Origin of the sequence: Streptomyces bambusae (assembly GCF_019400985.1) — a bacterium.
Classification (GTDB): Bacteria; Actinomycetota; Actinomycetes; order Streptomycetales; family Streptomycetaceae; genus Streptomyces; species Streptomyces bambusae_A.
Genome location: NZ_WTFF01000104.1, coordinates 1 through 23009 on the forward strand (window position 1 = coordinate 1; position 23009 = coordinate 23009).

At 71.7% G+C, this 23009-nt stretch carries 21 protein-coding genes; 4 read left to right on the plus strand and 17 right to left on the minus strand.

All coding sequences use genetic code 11. The features are described 5' to 3' along the window. Positions 1 to 31: 31 nt before the first annotated feature. The 3 genes from GPJ59_RS16295 to GPJ59_RS16305 all read right to left on the minus strand — a co-directional run bounded on the left by GPJ59_RS16295 (position 32) and on the right by GPJ59_RS16305 (position 2854). Complete coding sequence (locus GPJ59_RS16295) at positions 32 to 589, minus strand: hypothetical protein (RefSeq protein ID WP_219667865.1); 558 nt, start codon at positions 587 to 589, stop codon at positions 32 to 34. Between the two features lie 712 nt (positions 590 to 1301). Next, positions 1302 to 2009, minus strand: a complete 708-nt coding sequence (locus tag GPJ59_RS16300) for a ScbR family autoregulator-binding transcription factor (RefSeq protein ID WP_308120327.1) — start codon at positions 2007 to 2009, stop codon at positions 1302 to 1304. 77 nt (positions 2010 to 2086) lie between these two features. Then, the gene (locus tag GPJ59_RS16305) at positions 2087 to 2854 is read right to left on the minus strand and encodes an SDR family NAD(P)-dependent oxidoreductase (RefSeq protein ID WP_219667867.1); all 768 of its coding nucleotides are present in this window, start codon (positions 2852 to 2854) and stop codon (positions 2087 to 2089) included. Between the two features lie 450 nt (positions 2855 to 3304). On the opposite strand from GPJ59_RS16305, the gene GPJ59_RS16310 reads away from it, so the two are divergent. Beyond that, positions 3305 to 4303, plus strand: coding sequence for a ScbA/BarX family gamma-butyrolactone biosynthesis protein (locus tag GPJ59_RS16310; protein WP_219667868.1), 999 nt, complete (start codon positions 3305 to 3307; stop codon positions 4301 to 4303). Between the two features lie 100 nt (positions 4304 to 4403). Here the strand turns inward: GPJ59_RS16310 and fbaA are convergent, their stop codons facing one another. From fbaA to GPJ59_RS16340, 6 genes are all read right to left on the minus strand, one after another. After that, positions 4404 to 5426 (minus strand): class II fructose-bisphosphate aldolase, encoded by a 1023-nt coding sequence (gene fbaA, locus GPJ59_RS16315; protein WP_219667869.1) that lies wholly within the window; start codon positions 5424 to 5426, stop codon positions 4404 to 4406. Between the two features lie 192 nt (positions 5427 to 5618). Then, on the minus strand, positions 5619 to 6158 hold the full coding sequence (gene pyrE, locus GPJ59_RS16320) for an orotate phosphoribosyltransferase (protein WP_219667870.1): 540 nt from the start codon (positions 6156 to 6158) through the stop codon (positions 5619 to 5621). Between the two features lie 9 nt (positions 6159 to 6167). Then, positions 6168 to 6950, minus strand: a complete 783-nt coding sequence (locus GPJ59_RS16325; RefSeq protein ID WP_219667871.1) for an aldose epimerase family protein — start codon at positions 6948 to 6950, stop codon at positions 6168 to 6170. 37 nt (positions 6951 to 6987) lie between these two features. Then, positions 6988 to 8070 carry an SRPBCC family protein gene (locus GPJ59_RS16330; protein WP_219667872.1) on the minus strand — a complete coding sequence of 361 codons (1083 nt, stop codon included), beginning with the start codon at positions 8068 to 8070 and terminating at the stop codon, positions 6988 to 6990. A gap of 132 nt (positions 8071 to 8202) precedes the next feature. Further along, on the minus strand, positions 8203 to 9846 hold the full coding sequence (locus tag GPJ59_RS16335) for a polyamine aminopropyltransferase (protein ID WP_219667873.1): 1644 nt from the start codon (positions 9844 to 9846) through the stop codon (positions 8203 to 8205). Positions 9847 to 9990: 144 nt separating this feature from the next. Beyond that, on the minus strand, positions 9991 to 10509 hold the full coding sequence (locus tag GPJ59_RS16340; protein ID WP_219667874.1) for a DUF2617 family protein: 519 nt from the start codon (positions 10507 to 10509) through the stop codon (positions 9991 to 9993). A gap of 726 nt (positions 10510 to 11235) precedes the next feature. On the opposite strand from GPJ59_RS16340, the gene GPJ59_RS16345 reads away from it, so the two are divergent. Next, positions 11236 to 12432: a pyridoxal phosphate-dependent aminotransferase gene (locus GPJ59_RS16345; protein WP_219667875.1), complete on the plus strand. Its 1197-nt coding sequence runs from the start codon at positions 11236 to 11238 to the stop codon at positions 12430 to 12432. 110 nt (positions 12433 to 12542) lie between these two features. Here the strand turns inward: GPJ59_RS16345 and GPJ59_RS16350 are convergent, their stop codons facing one another. Then, a complete protein-coding gene (locus GPJ59_RS16350; protein ID WP_219667876.1) occupies positions 12543 to 13079 on the minus strand; it encodes a YbjN domain-containing protein in 537 nt (178 codons plus the stop codon). Positions 13080 to 13290: 211 nt separating this feature from the next. Then, positions 13291 to 15891 (minus strand): ATP-dependent chaperone ClpB, encoded by a 2601-nt coding sequence (gene clpB, locus GPJ59_RS16355; protein ID WP_219667877.1) that lies wholly within the window; start codon positions 15889 to 15891, stop codon positions 13291 to 13293. A gap of 113 nt (positions 15892 to 16004) precedes the next feature. Here clpB and GPJ59_RS16360 point away from each other — a divergent pair, with 113 nt between their 5' ends. Continuing rightward, positions 16005 to 16409 carry a pyridoxamine 5'-phosphate oxidase family protein gene (locus GPJ59_RS16360; protein WP_219667878.1) on the plus strand — a complete coding sequence of 135 codons (405 nt, stop codon included), beginning with the start codon at positions 16005 to 16007 and terminating at the stop codon, positions 16407 to 16409. 224 nt (positions 16410 to 16633) lie between these two features. Here the strand turns inward: GPJ59_RS16360 and GPJ59_RS16365 are convergent, their stop codons facing one another. After that, on the minus strand, positions 16634 to 16948 hold the full coding sequence (locus GPJ59_RS16365; RefSeq protein WP_219667885.1) for a (2Fe-2S)-binding protein: 315 nt from the start codon (positions 16946 to 16948) through the stop codon (positions 16634 to 16636). Continuing rightward, positions 16948 to 17151, minus strand: coding sequence for a hypothetical protein (locus tag GPJ59_RS16370; protein WP_219667879.1), 204 nt, complete (start codon positions 17149 to 17151; stop codon positions 16948 to 16950). Before GPJ59_RS16370 ends, GPJ59_RS16365 begins: the two co-directional genes overlap by 1 nt. Before the next feature lie 84 nt (positions 17152 to 17235). Between GPJ59_RS16370 and GPJ59_RS16375 the strand changes: the two genes are divergently transcribed. After that, the gene (locus GPJ59_RS16375) at positions 17236 to 18249 is read left to right on the plus strand and encodes a helix-turn-helix transcriptional regulator (protein ID WP_219667880.1); all 1014 of its coding nucleotides are present in this window, start codon (positions 17236 to 17238) and stop codon (positions 18247 to 18249) included. A 129-nt stretch (positions 18250 to 18378) separates the two neighbouring features. On the opposite strand, the gene GPJ59_RS16380 is transcribed toward GPJ59_RS16375, so the two are convergent. The 4 genes from GPJ59_RS16380 to dnaK all read right to left on the minus strand — a co-directional run bounded on the left by GPJ59_RS16380 (position 18379) and on the right by dnaK (position 22602). Further along, entirely contained in the window at positions 18379 to 18840 is a 462-nt protein-coding gene (locus GPJ59_RS16380; RefSeq protein WP_219667881.1) for a heat shock protein transcriptional repressor HspR, read from the minus strand. A 1-nt stretch (position 18841) separates the two neighbouring features. Further along, the gene (dnaJ, locus tag GPJ59_RS16385; protein ID WP_219667882.1) at positions 18842 to 20023 is read right to left on the minus strand and encodes a molecular chaperone DnaJ; all 1182 of its coding nucleotides are present in this window, start codon (positions 20021 to 20023) and stop codon (positions 18842 to 18844) included. 84 nt (positions 20024 to 20107) lie between these two features. Then, positions 20108 to 20758, minus strand: coding sequence for a nucleotide exchange factor GrpE (grpE, locus tag GPJ59_RS16390; protein WP_219667883.1), 651 nt, complete (start codon positions 20756 to 20758; stop codon positions 20108 to 20110). Next, the gene (gene dnaK, locus GPJ59_RS16395; RefSeq protein WP_219667884.1) at positions 20758 to 22602 is read right to left on the minus strand and encodes a molecular chaperone DnaK; all 1845 of its coding nucleotides are present in this window, start codon (positions 22600 to 22602) and stop codon (positions 20758 to 20760) included. Before dnaK ends, grpE begins: the two co-directional genes overlap by 1 nt. Positions 22603 to 23009: the final 407 nt, after the last annotated feature.

Below are 23009 nucleotides of genomic sequence, written 5' to 3' on the forward strand. Positions count from 1 at the left end.
GGTCGCGGGGCGGCGCTGCCGGTGCGTCACCTCAGCCGCGCCGCCAGAGCGCGGGTACGGCGCGGGCCGCGACGGCCGGGGCGAGGCACGGCGGCTCGTCGGCGAGTCCGGGACAGGCCCCGGCCGCGGCCACGACGCCGGAGGGGTCGTTCTCCGCCAGCAGGGCGCGGGTCAGCCGGGCGACACGGGCGCCGAGGAGGCGCACCGAGTCCAGCGAGGCCTCCGTGGCGTGGTCCGTCTGCCACCAGGGCGGCACGTCCATGCCGATCCAGTGCATGCCCAACCGCTCGGCGAAGGAGCACAGTTCACGCAGCCGCGCGTACGGGTCGGCGTACGGGTCGGTGAACCCGGCCGCCGGCTTGCCCAGCCAGTCGCCGTGCTCGGCCGCGTCGGGGAGCCGGGCGCCCAGGAGTACGCCGCCGGCTGCGCGCAGCAGCGCCCACTGCGGCTCACCCAGGCTCTCCACCCCGACGAGCACGCTGCGCGCGCCGGCCTCCGCGGCTCCGTCGCGGGCCGCGAACGCCTGCGGCGAGGCCCTGCCCTGCCGTCCGTCGTGGACGACCGCGACGAGCGGTGTCTTCCGTGCCATCCGATCAGGTCCAACCCGTGTCGCTCGCTGCTGATGAGGCGTGGATGGCCGCGCCACTGCTCATGTCGGGTACACCTCGGATCAAGAGAGAAACGTACCCGCCGGAATGTTGCTGCTTCCGGCGGACCGCGTCAATACGTAGGTCAACACGCCACACCGCTCGGGCCGTTCACGCGGCCCCGGTGTCCAGGGCGGTTCCGCGGGACCCGGCCGGTCCCGGTCCGCGGCCCCCACCGCGGACCGGGACCGGCGCGGACCCCGTCGAAGGCCGGCCCCGTATCGGCCTCGGCGCTGCTCGCGGGCGCCGGGCCACGGTCTCGAACTCCCGCTCCCCCAGGGCGGACGAGACCTCACGGGCCGGCGGCGTCACGGGGGCGACGGCCTTGCCGTCGTCCAGGACACGGAGCCCCCCGAGCGTCTCGATGTCCACAGAAACCCTCCCCCGCGCACGCCGGACCAGGGGCGGGTTTGAGCCGCCCCCTGCCTAAAAATGATACCCGGAAGTTTTTTCCGATGAACATGCCATTGGCGTGTGACTTCGAACCCGTTGCACATCAGCGCGCCGGGAGCCGGGGCAGGGAGGGGCAAAGCGGAACAGGGAAGCAGAACCGGGCAGCGGAACCAGGCAGCGGAGAAGGGCAGAACCCCCCGCCCGGCAAGAGGGCGGGGGGTTCGGGGACGCCCGCGGTGCGCCAGGGGCCTCCGGGTCGGCTCAGGCCACCTCTGCCCGCTCCGGCAGCTGCGTGGTGCGGGAGCACTTGCACAGGTGCTGGCCCTGCGGCCCGTGCAGCGCCCGGCCGCCGCGTCCCGGCGCGGTGTCCAGGCGGATGGCGACCGCCGCGACGACCAGACTCGGCATCACGCTCGTGTAGAGCGCCGAGACCTCCTCGTCGAGGTTGAGCCCGAGCGTCTGGGACATCAGGTTGAGACCGGCGAACGACCCCACGATGAGCCGCGACGGCTGCGCCGGGTCCACGTGCGAGAGCAGCTCGCCCCGCGCCTTGGCCTCCGTCATCAGCTCCGTGTGCAGGTCGATCCAGCTCTGGTAGGGCCCGGCCCGGTCGAGGTTCCGGCCGACGTTGTCCAGCGCCAGCCGCGCGCTGCCGCGCAGCAGGACGTCGTGCTGGAGCCGGTGGGAGTAGATCATGCCGATGTCGACGAACTCCTGCGACTTGAACTCCTGCGGGGTGTACCACGGCTCGATGCCGAGCTGCGCATCGATCACCGCCTGCCCGAGGTCTTCCTTCGAGTCGAAGTGGAAGTAGAGCGCTCCCTTGGTGACCTTGGCGATCTTGACGATGTCGGTCAGCTTCGCCGCGTCGTAACCCCGGTCCTCGAAGACCATCGCCGCCGCCTCCAGGATCGCCTGGCGCGTCCGTACGGCGCGCTCCTGCTTGGCCTGGGGTCGTTCAGTCCTCACCAGTCTCGCGTCCCTCTCCATGCCCCCCAACCGGTCGGCAAAATACATGCCGCCGGGTACGTACCTTTCCCCCAGCTTCACACCATGGTGAAGCCGCCGTCCACCGGCATCGTCACCCCTGTGACGAAAGACGCCCGCGAGCTGCAGAGCCAGGCGGCCGCCTCGGCGACCTCCTCGGGATCCGCCGTGCGCGGCTGCGGCGTGACCGCGTGCAGCTGCTCCTCCATGCCCGGTACGGCGGCGAACCACTCCTCGACCACCTCCGTGCGCGTGGTCCCAGGGGCGAGCGCGTTGACGCGTATGCCCTGGGCGGCGTACTCGGCCGCGGCGGCCTTGGTCAGGCCGATCACCGCGTGCTTGGCGGCGACGTACGGGGAGGCGACCGGGGTCGCGAGCATGCCGCCGACGCTGCTGGTGTTGACGATCGTGCCGCCGCCGGTCTTCAGCATGGCTCCGATCTCGTCGCGCAGGCAGTTCCAGACGCCGCGGAGGTTGACGTCCATGATCCGGTCGTAGAGCTCGTCGTCCATCTCGTGCAGCGGGGTCCGGCCGGTGCCCCACCCCGCGTTGTTGAAGGCGCAGTCGAGCCGGCCGAACCGCTCGACCGCGAGCGCGACGGCGGCCGCGGTGTCCTCGGCGCGGGTCACGTCGGTGACGGCGTACTCGACCTCCGCGCCCGTGGCGCGCAGCTCCTCGGCCAGTGCCGCCAGCCGGTCCTCGCGGCGCGCCGCGAGGACGACCCGCGCGCCTTCGCGCGCGAACACCCGTCCTGCGGCGGCGCCGATGCCGCTGCTGGCGCCGGTGATCAGCGCGACCTTGCCGTCGAGCAGTCGCTGTTCTGCCATGGTTCTCCCCTTGAGTGGTCCGGGTGGGTCGTCAAGTGTGGCCCGGCGCCCCCAGGAGGTGATCAGGCGGTTCCCGCCCGCCGTCGGCGGCCTCCCGGGCAACGGGAGCCTGCCGATCACTTACAGCCACGCGCACGGCGCGGGCCGCCCGAAAAATACCCCCCAGTACGTGGCGTTCGCCGAAGAAAAGATACCGGAATGGCTGCTCGGGACTTCCTGAGGTAGGGAATGGGGACACAGCGTGACGGAATGCCCACCTCTGCACGTCAGCCAGCAGAAATGAGGGTGGAATGCTCGATTCCGCAAGTCGCGGCGCTGTGGAATCTGTCACTTGAGGTCTCCACAAACCGTGATCATCATGTAATTCTCTGCTTGTCAATCAGACCCAGAAGTACGTACTTCGTGCCGGCTGGCTCGCATGACTTTTCAGCCACGAACTCGAGGGACTTCATGATCACGATCCTGGAACCGGCGGACGGCCTCGGCGCCACCCTGCACCCGGACGACCGTGGCTGCGTCAGCGCGGAGCACGGCGAAGTCGGTCTCACCAGCACCGTGCCCCGCGAGCTCGTCCACCGCGCCGCCGTCGCGGAGGTGTTCCTGACCGGGATGTGCCGGCCCGCCGAGGACCGCTTCCACGTGACGGCGCAACTCCCGCGCGGGCACAGCTTCTTCGCTCCGATCGCGGGAACCCACTACGACCCGATGCTGCTGTGCGAGACCATCCGGCAGGTCGGCTCCTACGTCGCCCACCAGGCGTTCGGCGTGCCCCTGGGCCACCAGTTCCTGCTGTGGGCCCTCGACTACACGACCTGCTCCGACCAGCTCGCCATAGGCGACGCCCCGGCCGACGTCGACCTCGACGTCACCTGCACCGACATCCGCCGCCGGGGCAGCCAGCTCCAGGCCCTGCAGTACGCCGTGGTGATGCGCCAGGGCGAGAGCGTGCTCGCGACGGCCAAGGTCGGTTACAACGTGGCCTCCCCGGCGGTCTACCGGCGGCTGCGCGGCGACCAGCACGGCCGCAGCCCGGTGCCCTCGCTGCCGCCGGCCCCGCTCCAGCCCGCGCAGGTCGGCCGCTGGTCGCCGTTCGACGTGGTGCTGGCCGCCGCCCCGCAGCGCGGGACCGGCGTCACCTGGCAGCTGCGCTACGACACCCGGCACCCGGTGCTCTTCGACCACCCCGGCGACCACCTGCCCGGCATGGTGCTGCTGGAGGCCGCCCGCCAGGCCGCGGTGGCGCTGACCCCCGCTCCGGGGGTGATGCCGGTCTCGGTGGTCAGCAGCTACGAGCGGTACGCGGAGTTCGGCTCGCCGCTCTGGATCCACGCCCAGCGGGCTGGGGAGACCGCCATCCAGGTCACCGGCACCCAGGAGGGCAACGAGGTGTTCGCCGCGACCGTGGGCACGGCCCGGGTGGCGGCGATGCCCTTCGGCATGACCGCCTGAGCGCGTCCCCCCTGGGACACGCGTTCCCCCTGGGACAGCGGAAGGCCCTGCCCGCGGTCCCGAGGACCACGGGCAGGGCCTTCCTGCGCTGCGCGGGGTGTTACTTCAGCTTGGTGCCGGTGGAGCGCAGGTTGGCGCAGGCCTCGGTGACGCGCTTGGCCATGCTCGCCTCGGCCAGCTTGCCCCAGGTGCGCGGGTCGTAGGTGGACTTCTTGCCGACCTCGCCGTCGACCTTCAGCACGCCGTCGTAGTTCTTCAGCATGTGGTCCGCCACGGGGCGGGTGAAGGCGTACTGGGTGTCGGTGTCAAGGTTCATCTTCACGACGCCGTTCTCCAGCGCGGTGGCGATCTCCTGCTCGGTGGAGCCGGAGCCGCCGTGGAAGACGAAGTCGAACGGGCTGGACTTGCCGTACTTCTCGCCCACGCCCTGCTGCAGGTCCTTCAGCAGCTCCGGACGCAGGACGACGTTGCCCGGCTTGTAGACGCCGTGCACGTTGCCGAACGAGGCGGCCAGCAGGTAGCGGCCCTTCTCGCCCAGGCCCAGGGCCTCGGCGGTGCGGATCGCGTCCTCGACGGTGGTGTACAGCTCGTCGTTGATCTCGTGGCTGACGCCGTCCTCCTCGCCGCCGGTCGGGGTGATCTCGACCTCAAGGATGATCTTGGCGGCGGCGGCCTTGGCGAGGAGCTCCTGGCCGATGGCCAGGTTGTCGGCCAGGGTCTCGGCGGAGCCGTCCCACATGTGCGACTGGAAGAGCGGGTTGCGACCGGCCTTGACGCGCTCGGCGGAGATGTCGAGCAGCGGACGGACATAGCCGTCCAGCTTGTCCTTCGGGCAGTGGTCGGTGTGCAGCGCGACCGTGATGTCGTACTTGGCGGCGACGATGTGCGCGAACTCGGCCAGGGCGACCGCGCCCGTGACCATGTCCTTGCTGTACTGGCCGCCCAGGAACTCGGCACCACCGGTGGAGATCTGGATGATGCCGTCGCTCTCGGCCTCCGCGAAGCCGCGCAGCGCAGCGTGCAGGGTCTGGGACGAGGTCACGTTGATGGCCGGGTAGGCGAACTTGCCTGCCTTCGCCCGGTCGAGCATCTCGTTGTAGACCTCGGGGGTTGCGATGGGCATCTGTCCGCTCCTTGTGATGTGCGGGTGGTGTGCTTATTGCTGGCCCTGACCTGGGTGCGACATCGTCGTCGCGCCCATCTTTCCAGACTTCGCGCGGCACTCCACCAGTGCGGTGGAACCCGTCACTCCGGACCGGGACGGGGTGTTTCACGTGAAACACCCCGCCTGGTCGGAAAAGCGCAGGTCAGAACCTCAGGCGAGGTCGAGGTCCGCCAGCTGGTAGCCCGTGAGGTAGTCCAGGCCGGCCTCCGCGATGGCGCCGGCGGCGCCGCGGTCCACGATCGTGGCGACGGCCACGACCTCGCCGCCGGCCTCCCGGACCGCCTCGACAGCCGTCAGCGGCGAACCACCGGTGGTCGAGGTGTCCTCGACCACCAGGCAGCGACGGCCCTTGACGTCGGTGCCCTCGATCCGGCGCTGCATGCCGTGGGCCTTCTGCGCCTTGCGCACGACGAAGGCGTCCAGGCGCTGCCCGCGCGCGGCGGAGGCGTGCAGCATGGCGGTCGCCACCGGGTCGGCGCCCAGCGTCAGGCCGCCGACGCAGTCGAAGTCGAGCTCGGCGGTGAGGTCGAGCATGACCTGGCCGACCAGCGGAGCCGCCACGCCGTCCAGGGTGACCCGGCGGAGGTCGATGTAGTAGTCGGCCTCCCGGCCGGAGGAGAGGATCACCTTGCCGTGCACGACGGCCTTGTCCTTGATCTGCTGCAGAAGCTCACCACGTACGTCACTCATGCCATGAGCTTAGAGCCGTCGCCAGGTCCACGTGGTCGTGACCTCCAGCGGGTCGACGGGGGTGACCAGGCGCGGAGCGGTGTTCAGCCCGTTCGGCGGACCGGTCTGCGGCTCCACGCACACGGCCTCGGGCTGCTCGTCGTAGACGACGACCCACTGGGCCCGGCTGGTGATCCTGACCTCCAGGGCACCGGGCCAGGTCAGCGTGACGTCCACCCCGTACGGCATGCCGAAGCAGTCGTCCCAGGGGCCGGGCAGCGGGTCGATCCGGCGTCCGGTGGGCAGGTGGTCGGCCCCCCGCTCCTCCTGCCACGCGGGCTCGAAGCCGATCACCGCGTCCTCGCCGCGGCCGAGGTTGCGCAGGAACCAGGGGTGCCAGCCGGCCTGCGCCGGGAAGCTGTCGCCGTACGTCTCGATCCCCAGGGCGAGGGTCACCGAGTCCTCGGTGAGCGCGAAGGTCTGGGTGACCCGGCCCGGGTAGGGCCACGGCTCGGTGAGGTCGTAGGTGAAGGCGGCCTCCGTCGGCCCCGCGACGGCCCGCTTCCACGGGGCGTCACGGGCGAAGCCGTGCAGGGCGTGCGGCGGGTGGTTGAGCGGCATCTGGTGCACGACCCCGCCGTCCTGGAAGCGGCCGTCGGCCATCCGCCCGCACCAGGGGACCATCGGGAAGGCGCCGAAGTGCGCACCCTGGCGCAGCAGCTCGGTCCCGTCGATCCGCAGACTGCTGATCCGGCAGCCGTTGTCCTGGTCGACGGTCAGTTCGGCGCCGCCGGCGCTCAGTTGCGTACTCATGCGTCCGACCCTACGGCCGCCCGGACCGTCCGGTGCGTCAGCGGCGGCGGCGCAGCACGCGGCCGACGACGACGGCGGAGGCGATGGCGAGCGCGGCGGCGGGGGCCAGCCAGCGCAGGTTCACCCCCGGTGCCGACATGTCGGGCGCGGGCACCGGGGCGTACCGGCCGCGCGGCGGCGCGTGGTCGACCTCCTCGGCGCTGCGGCCGATCATGGTGCGCCGGGCGTGGGCCGCCTCGGCGGGCGGCCGGGGCCCGGCCCCGAAGTCGCCGAAGTCGCCCTCCATGAAGGGGTCGAGCGAGGACGGCGGCACCTCCGTCCCGAAGACGGAAGCGCCCTCGGTCCCCTCGGCCCCTTCGGCCCCCTCGCGACCTTCACCGACGAGCCGGTCGGCGTCGGACCCGTCGACGTCGGACGCGTCGACATCGATCCCCTCGCCGTCGATCCCCTCGCCGTCGATCCCCTCGCCGTCGATCCCTTCGCCGCCGATCCCGTCCGTGTCGATCCCGTCGGCGTCGAAGTCCTCGCCCTCGAAGTCGTCCCTGTCGACGATGGCGTTGTGCAGGCCCTCCACGTCGAGGTCCTCGTCGAGGTCGACCTCGTCCAGCGCGTCCTCGCCGAGGCCGGTCAGGTCCTCCTCGTCCACCTCGCCGGCAGCGGCGCCCGCAGCGGTCCCGCCGCCCGGCTCGGCGGCCGCCGCGGAGGCGAGGTGGCCGGCCGCCCGGTCCAGCAGGCGGCGCACCACGGTGGCGGTGGCCTCCGGGTCGAAGGCGGCGGCGCGCCCGTCGGCGCTGCCCGTGCCGGTGAACTCCAGCCGGGTCCCGCCGTCCGCGTCGGCCAGCCGGACCGACAGCAGCAGCTTCACGGTGCCCGTGCCCCGGGCCTCCGCCCCCTCGCCGGTCACCTCGAACACGTCGGGGGACGGCTCGGCGACGGCCAGTGCCCCCCGGTAGGTCACGGTGTGCCCGCCCACCCGCAGCCGGAGCCGCCCGGCCAGCGGCCCGGCCCCCTCGTCGGCGTCGCGCTGGAGCCCGGGCACGCATCGGGCCAGTCGCGCGGGGTCACGCAGCACGGCGCGGAGGTTGTCGACGGGGACCGGCACGAACACCTGATGCTCCATGCAGCCGAGCCTACCGACGAGAGCCCCTCCCGCACCCGGTCCCGCACCCACCGTTCGCCCCGGAATCCGCAGGACGCGGCACTGCGGCACTGCAGCACTGCGGCACCGCAGCACTGCGGCACTGCGGCACGGTCAGAACGCGGTGTACCGCGGATGCGGCAGCGTCGACGGCGGCAGCCCGTTCACCCGCAGCCGCTCGGCCTCGCGCGCCGCCTCGCGCAGGGTGCCCGTGGACAGCGAGCGCAGGGTGGGCGTGTCGGGATCGACGCGCAGGTCAGGCCGCCTCTCGGCGGCGGCCAGCACGAAGCCCCAGTCCTGCGGCGGTGCGTCGGAGCCGGCGGGCGTACGGTCCGGGCCCGCCGCGAAGCCGGTCAGCCGGCCGCCCGTGCTGTACGGGGTCGTCCGCAGCCCCGCCGCGCGCAGCGTGGCCTCCACCGTCCAGAACGTGTGCGGCCGCGTGAGCAGCGGCCCGGCGTGCACCGCCAGCCGCCCGCCGGGCCGCAGCGACCGCGCGGCGAGCCCGTAGAACTCCTGCGAGTACAGCTTCGTGCTGGGGGTGATCCCCGGGTCCGGCAGGTCCGAGACGATCACGTCGAACTGCCGGGGCGGCATGCCGCGCAGCCAGCCGAAGGCGTCCGCGACGACCACCTCGACGCGTGGGTCGCCGAACACCCCCGCGTTGAGCGCCGACAGCATCGGGTCGGTACGGGCCAGCCGCACCACCCCCGGGTCGAGCTCGACCACGGTCACCCGGGCCACGTCGGGGTGGCGCAGCACCTCGCGGGCGGCCAGCCCGTCCCCGCCGCCCAGCACCATCACCCGCTGGTGCTGCCCGGACATCGCGGGGTGCACCAGGGCCTCGTGGTAGCGGTACTCGTCGTAGCCGCTGACCCTGAGCCGCCCGTCGAGGTACAGGTCGAGCGAGCGCGGCGAGCCGGTCCGCGGGCCCGTGACGACGAGCTCCTGTATCCCGGTCTGCACGGCGACCCGCACCTCCCCGCCGTACACCGCGCGCCGGGCGACCCGCTCGAAGTCGTCGGCCAGCAGCGTCGCCGAGGCGAGCACCGCCAGCACGGCGAGGTTGGCGGCGGGCAGCAGCCAGCGGGCCCGCCGGCCCAGGTCCCGCCGGAACAGCCACAGCACGAGCGCCCCGCCGACGGCCGCGTTGACCGCGCCGGTCAGCATCGCCCCGGTGAGCTGGCCGAGCAGCGGCAGCAGCAGGAACGGAAAGGCCAGCCCCCCGACCAGCGCCCCGACGTAGTCCGCCGCGAACAGGTCGGCGACGGCGCCGCCCGCGTCCTGCCGGCGCACCCGCTGGATCAGCGTCATCAGCAGCGGGATCTCCGCCCCGATCAGCACCCCGATGGCGAAGGAGAAGGCCACCAGCGCCGGCCGCGACTCGCCCAGCCAGGCGAAGCTGGCATACAGCGCGGTCGCCGACAGCCCGCCCAGCAGGGCGAGAGCGGCCTCCACGAGGGCGAAGCCGACCGCCGGACGGCCGCGCAGCCGTTTGGCGAGCAGCGAACCGACCCCCATGGCGAAGACCATCACGGACAGCACGACGGAGGACTGGGTGACGGAGTCCCCGATGAGGTACGAGGCGAGGGCGAGCAGCTCCAGTTCGTACACGAGCCCGCACGCGGCGCAGACGAACACGGTGGCCAGGACGAGCAGTCGGCCGGTCCGGGGCCGTACGGGCAGGGCGGCCGGGACGGTCGCCGCGCCCCGCGGCTGCGGAGCCGGGAGCACGCCGCGGGGGGCGGAACGGTCGATCATGCAGCGAACCGTACGTCACTGCCCGCTCGCACCGAGTCACCCACATGGGTGCAAGTGGTGCACCGTTTCACCAGGTTGGAGTAATGGCGGCGGCGCCGCAGAAACGATCGCACTCCTGCGTGCGCACGCTCGTCGCGCCGCCGGCTACAGCGCCGCCGTCATCCGTACGCCGACCCGGGTGCGGGTCGCGACGAGTTGACTCTCCTGGGGGTACGCGTGCCAGGTGCGCCACCGCACCTGGCCCTCGTGCCGCTGGGCCAGCATCGCGGTGAAGGCGTGCGGGCTGCCCGGAAAGGTGCCGGCGAGTCCGTTCGGGTGATCCGCGACCAGCGCCAGCAGTTCCTGCGCCCGGCCGGCGAACGACCCCCGCGAGAGGGTCTCGACCCGCGCGGCGAACTCGTACTCCCAGTCGCCCACCCGCTTGGCCACCCCCAGCGGCAGCGGGGTGCTGCTGCCGGGCATGCAGGCGACCGTTTCCGAACAGTGCACCTCCCCTTCGTCCAGCAGCACCTGGTGGGAGGCCCCGAGCAGGCGCAACTCCACCTTGGCACTCTCCAGTTCGAGGTGCAGGACGGCCAGGGCGGGCAGCCGGTCACGGCCCAGGGCCCAGGCGAGGTCGGCGGCACGCGTGTCGGTGTAGGTGGTCTGGAGGGTCGTGAGCATGAGTCGGCTCCGCAAACGCGCGAGGGAGAGGGGCCGGGCCCCGTCGGCGTACGTGACGTGGGGGTCACCGGCTCGGGTCCGCTGGGGGCGCCCCCAGCGGCAGCCGGGGGAGAAGTCCAGGGAGGTCCGAGGACTGGTCTACTCAACCGAGGGAATCATGAATGGCACGGCGCTCACAGCGTTTTTACCCAACTTGCAAGGGTTTACATCCCCCCGGGGGCTACACAGTTCACGTGTTCAACAGCGCACGTCACGAGCCTGCTCACGGCACATGCCAACGGGCGGGCGCCCGGCGGGACTTGCGGCCGCCGGGCGCCCGGGCCGGGCCGGGCCGGGCCGGCGTACGACGCCGGCCGCCCCTGGTCAGCTGCCGCCCCCGCAGCCCCCGCCTCCTCCTCCGCCGCCGCACGACGAGGACGAGGAGCCGCACGAGGAGGAAGAGGAACCGCAGGACGACCCGCCGTCCCCCGCCCACCCGGAGGAGGAAGAGGAGGACGAGCGGCGCGAGCCGTGCGACCGGCTCGAACCCGCGCGCGAGACGAGCACCACGAAACCGACCAGCAGAAGTACGACGGCCACGATCACGGTCACAGCCACGTCTTCACCGCCTTCCCAGAACGCCCCGGTCCCCCGAGGTGCGGGATCCCCCGTCCCGCGTGAAGGGGGGATGCCCTGGCCGGTCGCGGCCCAAAGCACACTTGAGCAAGTCCAGAGGTTCCCCCCAGGATGGCGCCCATGAGCGCATCCGCGGGCGGCAGCCGCCCCTTCCTCAACCGCCGTCTCGCCGCCTTCGGTACGACGATCTTCGCGGAGATGTCGGCGCTGGCCACGGCCACCGGCTCCATCAACCTGGGCCAGGGCTTCCCCGACACCGACGGCCCCGCCGAGATCGCCGAGGCGGCCGCCCGCGCGATCCGCGACGGCCGCGGCAACCAGTACCCGCCGGGCCCGGGCGTCCCGGAGCTGCGCCGGGCGGTCGCCGCGCACCAGGAGCGCTTCTACGGCCTCTCCTACGACCCCGACACCGAGGTCCTGGTCACGGCCGGCGCCACGGAGGCCATCGCCGCCGCCCTCCTCGCCCTGCTGGAGCCGGGGGACGAGGTCATCGCACTGGAGCCGTTCTACGACTCCTACGCCGCCTGCATCGCGATGGCCGGCGCCACCCGCGTACCGGTCACGCTCCGCCCGCGCGACGGGGCCTTCGCTCTCGACCTCGACGAGTTGCGCGCCGCCGTCACCCCGCGCACCCGGCTGCTGCTGCTGAACACACCGCACAACCCGACCGGCACCGTCCTCGGCGCGGCCGAGCTGGCCGCCGTCGCGGAGCTGGCGGTGGAACGGGACCTGCTGGTGGTCACGGACGAGGTCTACGAACACCTCGTCTTCGCCGGCGCGCACATCCCGCTCGCCTCCCTGCCGGGCATGCGGGAGCGGACGGTGACCATCTCCTCCGCCGGCAAGACCTTCTCCTTCACCGGCTGGAAGGTCGGCTGGGTGACCGCCCCGCCGGCGCTGGTCTCGGCGGTGCGCTCGGCCAAGCAGTTCCTGACGTACGTCTCCTCGGGACCGTTCCAGTACGCCGTCGCCGAGGCGCTCGCCCTGCCCGACAGCTACTTCGCGGCCTTCCGCGAGGGCCTGCGCGCCCGGCGCGACCTGCTCGCGGCGGGCCTGGAGGCGGCCGGCTTCGAGGTCTTCCTGCCGGCGGGGACCTACTTCGTCACCACTGACATCGCCCCGCTCGGCGAGAGCGACGGCATCGCCTTCTGCCGCTCCCTGCCGGAGCGCTGCGGCGTCGTGGCCATCCCCAACGCCGTCTTCTACGACGACAAGGAGGCGGGCCGCACCCACGTCCGCTGGGCCTTCTGCAAGCGCGTCGACGTCTTGGAGGAGGCCGTGGCCCGGCTGGGCCGGCTCGCGCGCTGAGCGGCGTACCCGCCACCGGAGAGGTGCCGGTGCGACACGACGGAGCACACGGCGCGGATGGTGCGCCGTGTGCTCCGTCGTACGGGTCGTGGTGTGGTGTGTGGCGGGGGCTACTCCTCGGAGTCGCCCTCGTCCTCGCCCTTGTCGCCGTCCAGCTCCTGCTCCAGGCCGAGCTGCTCCAGGAGCCACTTGTCGAACTCGATGGAGGCGCGGACCCAGCTGACCGTGGAGGACACGAAGTGCTCCAGGGAGACGCCGGTGCCGATCAGCATCTGCGCCTCACCGATCAGGCGGACGGAGCCGTCGTCGTGGGTGTGGGTGTAGACCTTCGGCCAGAGCGTGCGGCGGTTCCAGTCGTCGATGGACTCCAGGAGCTGCTGCTTCTCCTCGATCTTGTGCGGCCGGTCGTAGAACGTCCGCACCGAGAAGACCTGCTGCTCCGCCTCGCCGCGGAACATGAAGTACGTACGGAACTCCTCCCACGGCGCCGCGAGGTCACCCTCGTCGTCGACGACGTACTTGAGCTCCATCTGCTCCAGCAGCTGCTTGACCAGATCCTGGTCGGGGACGACGGGGCCCGCCGGTCCTGAGGCCTGCGGTTCGGGCTTGCCCCCGAAGTTCGGAATCGAGGCCGGGTCGATGCTCACCGTGTTTTTCCCTTCGTGCGGATGCTGCCATCCTCCCCCATCGCGCCCACCTGGTGGCAACCCCCGCACCCGGCGATCCGCTGCAGGCGGACAGATCACGGCCGCAGCGGCGCACGGTGACGCAGGGTGACGCACCGTTCCGTGCGGACCCGGTGCGTCACCCCCGCGTGGAGGCCCCCGCCGTGGAGGCCCCGCCGTGGCGGCCCCGGCGTTACAGGGCCTTGCCGACCAGCAGGTCCTCGCCGGCCACGTCCACCCGTACGGTGTCGCCGTCGCGGACCTCGCCGGCCAGGATCTCCTTGGCCAGCCGGTCGCCGACCGCCGTCTGGATCAGGCGGCGCAGCGGGCGGGCGCCGTACGCGGGGTCGTTGCCCTTGTCGGCGAGCCAGGCCAGCGCCTCGGGCGTGACCTCCAGGGTGAGCCGGCGCTGGGCCAGCCGCTCGGCCAGCCGGCCGATCTGCAGCTCGGCGATCCGGCCAAGCTCCTCCCCGGTCAGCGCGGAGAACACGACCAGGTCGTCCAGGCGGTTGAGGAACTCCGGCTTGAAGGACGCGCGGACGACCTCCAGGACCTGCTCCTTCTTGCGCTCCTCGCTGGTCACCGGGTCCATCAGGAACTGACCTCCCAGGTTCGAGGTCAGAATCAGGATGGTGTTGCGGAAGTCCACCGTGCGGCCCTGCCCGTCGGTGAGCCGGCCGTCGTCGAGGACCTGGAGCAGGATGTCGAAGACCTCCGGGTGGGCCTTCTCCACCTCGTCCAGCAGGACCACGCTGTACGGGCGCCGGCGCACCGCCTCGGTCAACTGGCCGCCCTCCTCGTAGCCCACGTATCCGGGCGGGGCGCCGACCAGCCGGGCCACCGAGTGCTTCTCGCCGTACTCCGACATGTCGATGCGGACCATCGCCCGCTCGTCGTCGAAGAGGAAGTCCGCCAGCGCCTTGGCCAGCTCGGTCTTGCCCACGCCGGTCGGGCCGAGGAAGAGGAACGAGCCCGTCGGCCGGTCCGGGTCGGCGATCCCGGCCCGGGTGCGGCGTACGGCGTCGGAGACGGCGCGGACGGCCTCGCCCTGGCCGATCAGCCGGCGGCCCAGCTCCTGCTCCATACGCAGCAGCTTCTGGGTCTCGCCCTCCAGCAGCCGGCCGGCCGGGATGCCGGTCCAGGCGCCGACCACGTCCGCGATGTCATCGGGGCCGACCTCGTCCTTGACCATGGTGTTCTTCGCCGGGCCGGCGGCCGCGGCCTCCTCCTCGGCCGCCGTGGCCGCCGCCAGCTCGCGCTCCAGCGCCGGGATCTCCCCGTAGAGCAGCTTGGAGGCGGTGTCGAAGTCGCCGTCGCGCTGGGCCCGGTCCGCCTGCCCGCGCAGGTCGTCCAGCCGCTCCTTGAGCTCGCCGACCCGGTTGAGGGACTGCTTCTCCTTCTCCCAGCGCGCGGTGAGCCCGCGCAGGTCCTCCTCCTTGTCGGCGAGGTCCTTGCGCAGCTTCTCCAGGCGCTCGCGGGAGGCCGGGTCGGACTCGTTCTTCAGCGCCAGCTCCTCCATCCGCAGCCGGTCCACGGCGCGCTGGAGCTCGTCGATCTCCACGGGCGAGGAGTCGATCTCCATCCGGAGCCGGGAGGCGGCCTCGTCGACGAGGTCGATGGCCTTGTCGGGCAGGAAGCGGGAGGTGATGTAGCGGTCGGACAGGGTGGCCGCGGCGACCAGCGCGCTGTCGTTGATCTGCACCTTGTGGTGGGCCTCGTAGCGCCCCTTGAGCCCGCGCAGGATGGCCACGGTGTCCTCGACGCTCGGCTCGGCGACCAGCACCTGCTGGAAGCGCCGCTCCAGCGCCGGGTCCTTCTCGATCCGCTCGCGGTACTCGTCCAGGGTGGTCGCGCCGACCATCCGCAGCTCGCCGCGGGCCAGCATCGGCTTGAGCATGTTGCCCGCGTCCATGGCGGAGTCGCCGCCGGCGCCCGCGCCGACGACGGTGTGCAGCTCGTCGATGAAGGTGATGATCTGCCCGTCGCTGTCCTTGATCTCGGCCAGGACGGTCTTCAGCCGCTCCTCGAACTCGCCACGGTACTTCGCGCCCGCGACCATCGCGCCGAGGTCGAGGGCGACCAGCCGCTTGTTGCGCAGCGACTCGGGGACGTCGCCCTTGACGATGCGCTGGGCCAAGCCCTCCACGACGGCCGTCTTGCCGACGCCGGGCTCGCCGATCAGCACCGGGTTGTTCTTCGTCCGGCGGGACAGCACCTGCACCACGCGCCGGATCTCCTGGTCCCGGCCGATGACCGGGTCGAGCTTGCCCTCGCGGGCGGCGGCCGTGAAGTCGGTGCCGAACTTCTCCAGGGCCTTGTACTGGCCCTCCGGGTCGGGGGTGGTCACCCGCCGTCCTCCTCGCGCGTTCTGGAAGGCGTCGAGCAGCTTGCGGGCGGTCGCGCCCTGCTGCGACAGGAGCTCACCGGCGGCGCCGCCCTTGGCGGCGGTCGCGATGAGGAGGTGCTCGGTGGACAGGTACTCGTCGCCGAGCTTCCCGGCCTGGCCGTCGGCCTCGGCGAGCACGGCGAGCAGGTCCCGGCTGGGCTGCGGCGGCGACACCGTGGACCCGGTGACGCTGGGCAGGCCGGCGAGGATGCGCTCGGCACCGGTGCGTACGGCGGCCTGGTCGGCCTCGACGGCGGCCAGCAGGTCGATGATGTTCTCGTTGTCCTGGCCGGTGAGCAGGGCCAGCAGCAGGTGGGCCGGGGTCAGGTCCGGGTGCCCGTCCTTCACGGCCCTGCTGGTGGCGGCGTTCAGTGCGTCCCGGCTCTTGTTGGTCAGCTCGGCGTCCACGTGCGGCTTCTCCTCTCCGTCTCCGTACAGATACTGACACGGTCAACGTGCACAAAGTTGAGTCTATTCCACTCAAGGTCGGTTGCAGTAGTCCACCGCGTACGCTTCGGCGCATGTCCCACGACGTACTCAACCCGACGCCCGATTACCTCGCCTTCTGGCGGGAGCGGCACGTCTGCACGCTGACCACCCCGCGCCCCGACGGCACGCCGCACATGGTGCCGGTGGGCGTGACGTACGACCCCGGGGCCGGGCTGGCGCGGGTGATCAGCAACAAGAACAGCAAGAAGGTCCGCAACGTCCTGGCCGCACAGCCGGGCGGGGCGCGGGTCGCGGTGTGCCAGATGGAGGGACGGCGCTGGGCCACCTTGGAGGGGCGCGCCGTGGTCCGCACGGACGAGGCGGCGGTCGCGGACGCGGTGGCGCGCTACGCGGAGCGCTACGGGCGCATGCCCTCGCCGAACCCGGACCGGGTGGTCATCGAGATCGCGCTGGACCGCGCGATGGGGCGCGCCTGAGGGACCGGCCGGCTGCCGGATTCACGAACATCCGGCCCGCGGAGGTCCCGGCTCGCGAACGCCCCGGCTCACGAGCGTCCCGGCTCGCGGACGTCCCCGGCTCACGAACGTCCGATTCACGTACTGGACGGCGCAAGCACAACGGCGCCATCGTGTTCAGGTCCACGATGGCGCCGTTGTGTGGGGGAAGCGCCTGGGCGATCTGCAACGACGGGGGGATCGCGTCAGGCACTGCGGGGGGTGGCGGTGGTGATATCGGGCTCGAAGAGCTGGTGGTCGCGCTGATCGAGGTTGACGAAAACCATGCCGTAGCGGACCTCGCAGCGGACGGGCTGCGGCGCGCCGCGGGGGCGGCGCAGGCACCGGTACGCGCGGACGTCCTCGTCCTCCTCGCGCACGACGACGATCGGCTGGCCGAACAGGGTGACCATCAACGAATCGCCAGGGTGGGGGATGGCCGTGACGAGGTCGATGAACTGCCACCCGGACCGGTAGGCCGAGGCCATCTCGCGCCGGAAATCGCGGTCGTCGGGGGTCATCACGCCACCGCCCCGGTGGTCGAGGTCCACCCGGTGTCGCTCTTGCCGGCCGGCTCACTGGTCCAGCCGGTGTCGACCTCGGCCAGCGCCCTTCCGGAATCCGCACCGAACGCGCCCACTGCCCCGAATACCGCAACGGCGGAGAAAACAACGGCAAGCGCCGAGCGAAGCATTCTCTTGTACATGGTCGGCTTCGTCCTCACTTGATGGAATCCTCTCCCCCGCGTGTCAGACGATGGCTCATTCGGGCACGTCAATGCCACAGGGACGATGCATCATGTTCTTGCATGTTCAGGACCCTGGGGGGTGGAGATTTGCCCAGAAACGACACAAACCCGACACATCCCCACCCTGTGACGTCCCTGTGCGAGGACGGGTCACGGCTCTACGCAGCAGCACTCAGTACGGGGCGAATCGCCCGAACCGAGGTCCTGAATGCTCCCTGCCTGCTCGAATTCGCCCTACTGCATCCCGACCCTGACGACGCGAACCAACTCCGCCCGGTTCCCCCGTCCGTGGCATTGGCGCAACGGCTGCACCCGATTGAACGGGAGATCCAGGACCGGCGGCGGACCGCTGTAGATCTGACCGACGCTTTCGAGCCGTTCCTCGCCATCAGCGCACAGAGCCCGTCGAACACCCACGCCATCACCGTGCTGGAAGGATTCGACCGGATCAACGCCGCGCTCAACCTCGCCACGGCCGAATGCCATACCGAGGTCTTGACGGTACAGCCGGGCGGCCCCCGCCCGTCGCTCGCCCTCACCCAGGCACTGGAGCGGGACGCCCCGCTGATCGACCGCGGGGTCAGCATCCGCACGCTCTACCAGCACACGGTCCGGCACAGCCAGGGCACGCTCGCCTACGTGGACCGCATCTCCGCCGGGAAGGTCGAGATCCGCACGCTGGAGGAGCTCATCGAGCGGCTCATCATCTTCGACCGGACCGTGGCCTTCATCCCCGCCAGCGACGACCGCCGGGTCGCCCTGGAACTGCGCCACCCGGGCCTGGTGGACTACCTCATCAAGGTCTTCGAGCAACTGTGGCGCCGCGCCGTGCCGTTGCGCGAAGAAGTCCCCTACACCCCCACCCCGGACGGCATCTCCGGCGTCCAGCGCTCCATCGCCCAACTCCTCGTCGAGGGGCACGTGGACGAGGCCATCGCCCGCCGGCTCGGCATGAACGTACGGACCTGCCGGGCGCACATCGCCAAGCTCGCCAACACCCTGGGCAGCGGCAGCCGCGCCCAACTCGGCTTCCTCATAGCCCAGTCGGGCATCCTCGGCAGCACCGACCACTGAGCGGAGCCCGACCACCGAGCAGGGCCCGCACACCGAGCGGAGCCCGCACACTTGGCGCACACCGAGCGGAGCCCGCACGCGCGCAGACCCCGCCCCGGGGGCCCGGGACGGGGTCTGCGCAGGCGGTGCTCAGTCCTGCGGGCGCTTGGGGCGCCACACCACCAGCGCGCTCTGCTGCGGCGGCTGGTACGGCACCAGGTCGCGCCGGTACGAGGCGTGCACCTGGGCCTCGCGCTGCTGCATGGCCGCGGCCGCGCCGTCCACCGCGGCGGAGAGTTCGGCCACCCGCTGCTGGAGCGCGGCGACCTGGTTCTCCAGTTCGATGATCCGCTTGATGCCCGCCAGGTTGATGCCCTCGTCCTGGGACAGCTGCTGCACCGTACGGAGCAGCTCGATGTCCCGGGCCGAGTAGCGCCGGCCGCGGCCGGCCGTGCGGTCCGGCGAGACCAGGCCCAGCCGGTCGTACTGGCGGAGGGTCTGCGGATGCAGCCCCGAGAGCTGGGCGGCCACCGAGATCACGTACACCGGCGAGTCGTCGGTGAGCTGGTAGCCCCCCTGACCAAAGCGGGACTGTCGGCGGCGGCCGTCCATGTCATGCTCCCTTCGCGGACTCGAACAGGGTGGCACGCGGGTCCTCCTCGGAGGTCGCGTCGCGGAAGGTCTCCAGGGCCTTGCGGGCTTCGTCCGACAGCTCGGTCGGCACGGCCACCTCGACGGTCACCAGCAGGTCCCCGCGCGTGCCGTCCTTGCGGACGGCGCCCTTGCCGCGGGCCCGCATCGTGCGCCCGCCCGGGGTGCCCGGCGGGAGCTTGAGCGTGACCGGGGGGCCACCCAGGGTCGGGACCCTGATCTCGGCGCCCAGGGCCGCCTCGGCGAAGGTGACCGGGACGGTGACGGTCAGGTTGTCGTCGCGGCGGCCGAACACCGGATGCGCGTCCACGTGCACCACGACGTACAGGTCGCCGGCCGGACCGCCGCGCTCGCCCGGCGCGCCCTTGCCGCGCAGCCGGATCCGCTGGCCGTCGGAGACGCCCGCGGGGATGCGCACCTGCATGGTCCGCGAGGAGCGGGCGCGCCCGCTGCCCTTGCAGACGTCGCAGGGGTCCTCGGCGATCAGGCCGCGGCCCTTGCAGTCCGCGCAGGGGTCGGTGAGCGAGAAGCCGCCGCCGCTGCCGCGCGAGACCTGCCCGGTGCCGACGCAGGTCGGGCACACCCGGGGGGTGCCGTTCTTGTCGCCGGTGCCGTTGCAGGCCTTGCACGGGGCCTGGGAGGACATCCGCAGCGGCACCGTCGCGCCGTCCACGGCCTCCGTGAAGGACAGGGTGACCTCGGACTCGATGTCCTGGCCGCGGCGGGGCTGGGTACGGGTCCCCGCACCGGCACCGCCGCGGTTGAACAGTCCGCCGAAGACGTCCCCGAGGCCGCCGCCGAAGCCGCCGGCCCCGGTCCCGGCCCCGCCCTGGGCGCCTCCGAAGAGGTCGCCCAGGTCGAAGTTGAACGAGCCGCCGGCGCCCGGACCCCGTCGGAAGCCGCCGTTGCCGAACAGCGCCCGCGCCTCGTCGTACTCCTTGCGCTTCTTGGGGTCGCCGAGGACGTCGTTCGCCTCGGAGATCTCCTTGAAGCGCTCCTCCGCGGACGCGTCACCCTTGTTGGCGTCCGGGTGGAACTCGCGGGCGAGCTTCCGGTACGCCTTCTTGATCTCGGCCTCGGTGGCGTCCTTCGGGACACCGAGGACCTTGTAGTAGTCCTTCTCGACGAAGTCCTTCGTGCTCACCCTCGGTGTCCCTCCTCCCGGGCCTTCCTGCCTTCATCGCTTCCTGCGAAAGCGTTTCCTACGACGACGTTTCCTGCGACGACCTCAGCCCTTGTCGGGGCCATCGGTCTCCGCATCGCCGGCGTCCTCGGCCTTCGGCGCCGCGCCCGGCTGGGGCTCGGCCACCGCGACCCGCGCGGGACGGATCGTACGCTCGCCGATCCGGTACCCCGGCTGAAGGATCGCCACGCACGTCGTCTCGGTGACGTCGGGCGCGTACGAGTGCATCAGGGCCTCGTGCACCGTCGGGTCGAAGGGCTCGCCCTCCTTGCCGAACTGCTGCAGGCCCATCTTCGCGGCGACCGTCTCCAGCGACTCGGCCACCGACTTGAAGCCGCCGACCAGCTCGCCGTGCTCGCGGGCGCGGCCGATGTCGTCGAGGGTCGGGAGCAGCTCGGTCAGGAGGCTCGCCACGGCGATCTCCTTGACCGTGACCCGGTCCCGTTCCACCCGACGGCGGTAGTTCTGGTACTCCGCCTGGAGCCGCTGGAGGTCCGCGGTGCGCTCGGCGAGCGCCGTACGGGCCTGGTCCAGCTGCGCCAGCAGGGCCACATCCTGTCCGGTGGACTGTGCTGCGTCCCCGGCCGGGGCCGCCTCCCCCGCCTGGTCGGCGGAGTCGGCGGCCTTCGGCTCGTCGGGCGTGCCGTCGGCGGGGACGTCGGGCTTCTCCTCGAAGCCCGGGGTCTCCTCCGACATCAGGCAGCGCCGCCCTTCGGCTTGTCCTCGTCGACGATCTCGGCGTCGACGACGTCGTCGTCGGCGGCCTTGGCACCCGCGTCACCGGCGGCAGCGGCGCCCTGGGCGGCCTGCGCGTCGGCGTAGATCGCCTGGCCCAGCTTCTGGGAGACGGCCGCGACCTTCTCGGTGGCGGTGCGGATCTCGGCGGTGTCCTCGCCCTTGAGCTTGTCCTTCAGCTCGGTGAGGGAGGTCTCGACCTCGGCCTTGACGTCGGCCGGGACCTTGTCCTCGTTGTCCTTGAGGAACTTCTCCGTCTGGTAGACGAGCTGCTCGGCCTGGTTGCGGGTCTCGGCGGCCTCGCGGCGGCGCTGGTCCTCCTCCGCGTACTGCTCGGCCTCCTGGCGCATCCGGTCGACCTCGTCCTTGCCGAGCGAAGAGCCGCCGGTGACGGTCATCTTCTGCTCCTTGCCCGTGCCGAGGTCCTTCGCGGTCACGTGCATGATGCCGTTGGCGTCGATGTCGAAGGAGACCTCGATCTGCGGCACGCCGCGCGGGGCCGGCGGCAGGCCCGTCAGCTCGAACATGCCGAGCTTCTTGTTGTACGCCGCGATCTCGCGCTCGCCCTGGTAGACCTGGATCTGCACCGACGGCTGGTTGTCCTCGGCCGTCGTGAAGATCTCCGACCGCTTGGTCGGGATGGTCGTGTTGCGCTCGATGAGCTTGGTCATGATGCCGCCCTTGGTCTCGATGCCGAGGGACAGCGGGGTCACGTCGAGGAGCAGGACGTCCTTGACCTCACCCTTGAGGACACCGGCCTGGAGCGTGGCGCCGATGGCGACGACCTCGTCCGGGTTCACACCCTTGTTGGCCTCCTTGCCGCCGGTCAGCTCCTTGACGAGCTCGGCGACGGCGGGCATACGGGTGGAGCCGCCGACCAGGACGACGTGGTCGATCTCGCCCAGCGAGATGCCCGCGTCCTTGATGACGTTGTGGAACGGGGTCTTGCAGCGGTCGAGCAGGTCGGCCGTCAGCTGCTGGAACTGGGCGCGCGTGAGCTTCTCGTCCAGGTGCAGCGGGCCCTCGGCGGACGCCGTGATGTAGGGCAGGTTGATCGTGGTCTCCGTGGAGGAGGACAGCTCGATCTTGGCCTTCTCGGCGGCCTCGCGCAGACGCTGCAGGGCCATCTTGTCCTTGGACAGGTCCACGCCGTGGCCGCTCACGAACTGCTTCACCAGGTAGTCGACGACACGCTGGTCCCAGTCGTCACCACCGAGGTGGTTGTCACCGTTGGTGGCCTTCACCTCGACGACGCCGTCGCCGATCTCCAGGAGGGACACGTCGAAGGTGCCGCCACCGAGGTCGAAGACGAGAATGGTCTGGTCGTCCTTGTCGAGACCGTACGCCAGGGCGGCGGCGGTCGGCTCGTTGACGATGCGCAGGACGTTGAGACCGGCGATCTCGCCGGCTTCCTTCGTCGCCTGCCGCTCGGAGTCGTTGAAGTACGCCGGGACGGTGATGACCGCGTCGGTGACCTTCTCGCCCAGGTAGGCCTCGGCGTCGCGCTTCAGCTTCTGCAGGATGAAGGCGCTCATCTGCTGCGGGTTGAAGTCCTTGCCGTCCAGGCCGATCTTCCAGTCGGTGCCCATGTGGCGCTTGACCGACCGGATGGTGCGGTCGACGTTCGTGACCGCCTGGCGCTTGGCGACCTCGCCGACGAGGACCTCGCCGTTCTTGGCGAAGGCGACGACGGACGGCGTGGTCCTGGCGCCCTCGGCGTTGGTGATGACGGTGGGCTCGCCGCCTTCGAGAACGCTGACGACGGAGTTGGTGGTGCCCAGGTCGATGCCGACCGCACGAGCCATTTTGATTCCTCCAGCTGACTTGAGTGGAACAGGCTCAAGGATGCCGTAACGCTGCGCTGGCGTCAACAGAGCTGAGTCGGGGCGGCTCAACCTTTAGGCGGCGCCTACGCGCAGGGTGGCCTTGCCGGGCTCCGCCCGGGCCCCGGCTCCAGGGCTGGACCTCGGCCGCTCCGGGGCTCCGCCCCAGACCCCGCGCCTCAAACGCCGGCGGGGCTGGATTGTGTTCGTGCCGTCAAGGCCCCACCCTCCCCCCGGCGCTTGAGGCGCGCGGGCTCGCGGGCGGCGCCCCCCGGTTTGCGCGGGGGCCGGGAAGGGGGCAGCCCCCGCCTACGCCGGCGGGGCGACGCCCCGGGGCGGTGGGCGGGTCCGCGCGGGCACCCTCGCCCGGGCGGACGGCGGGCGCGCCG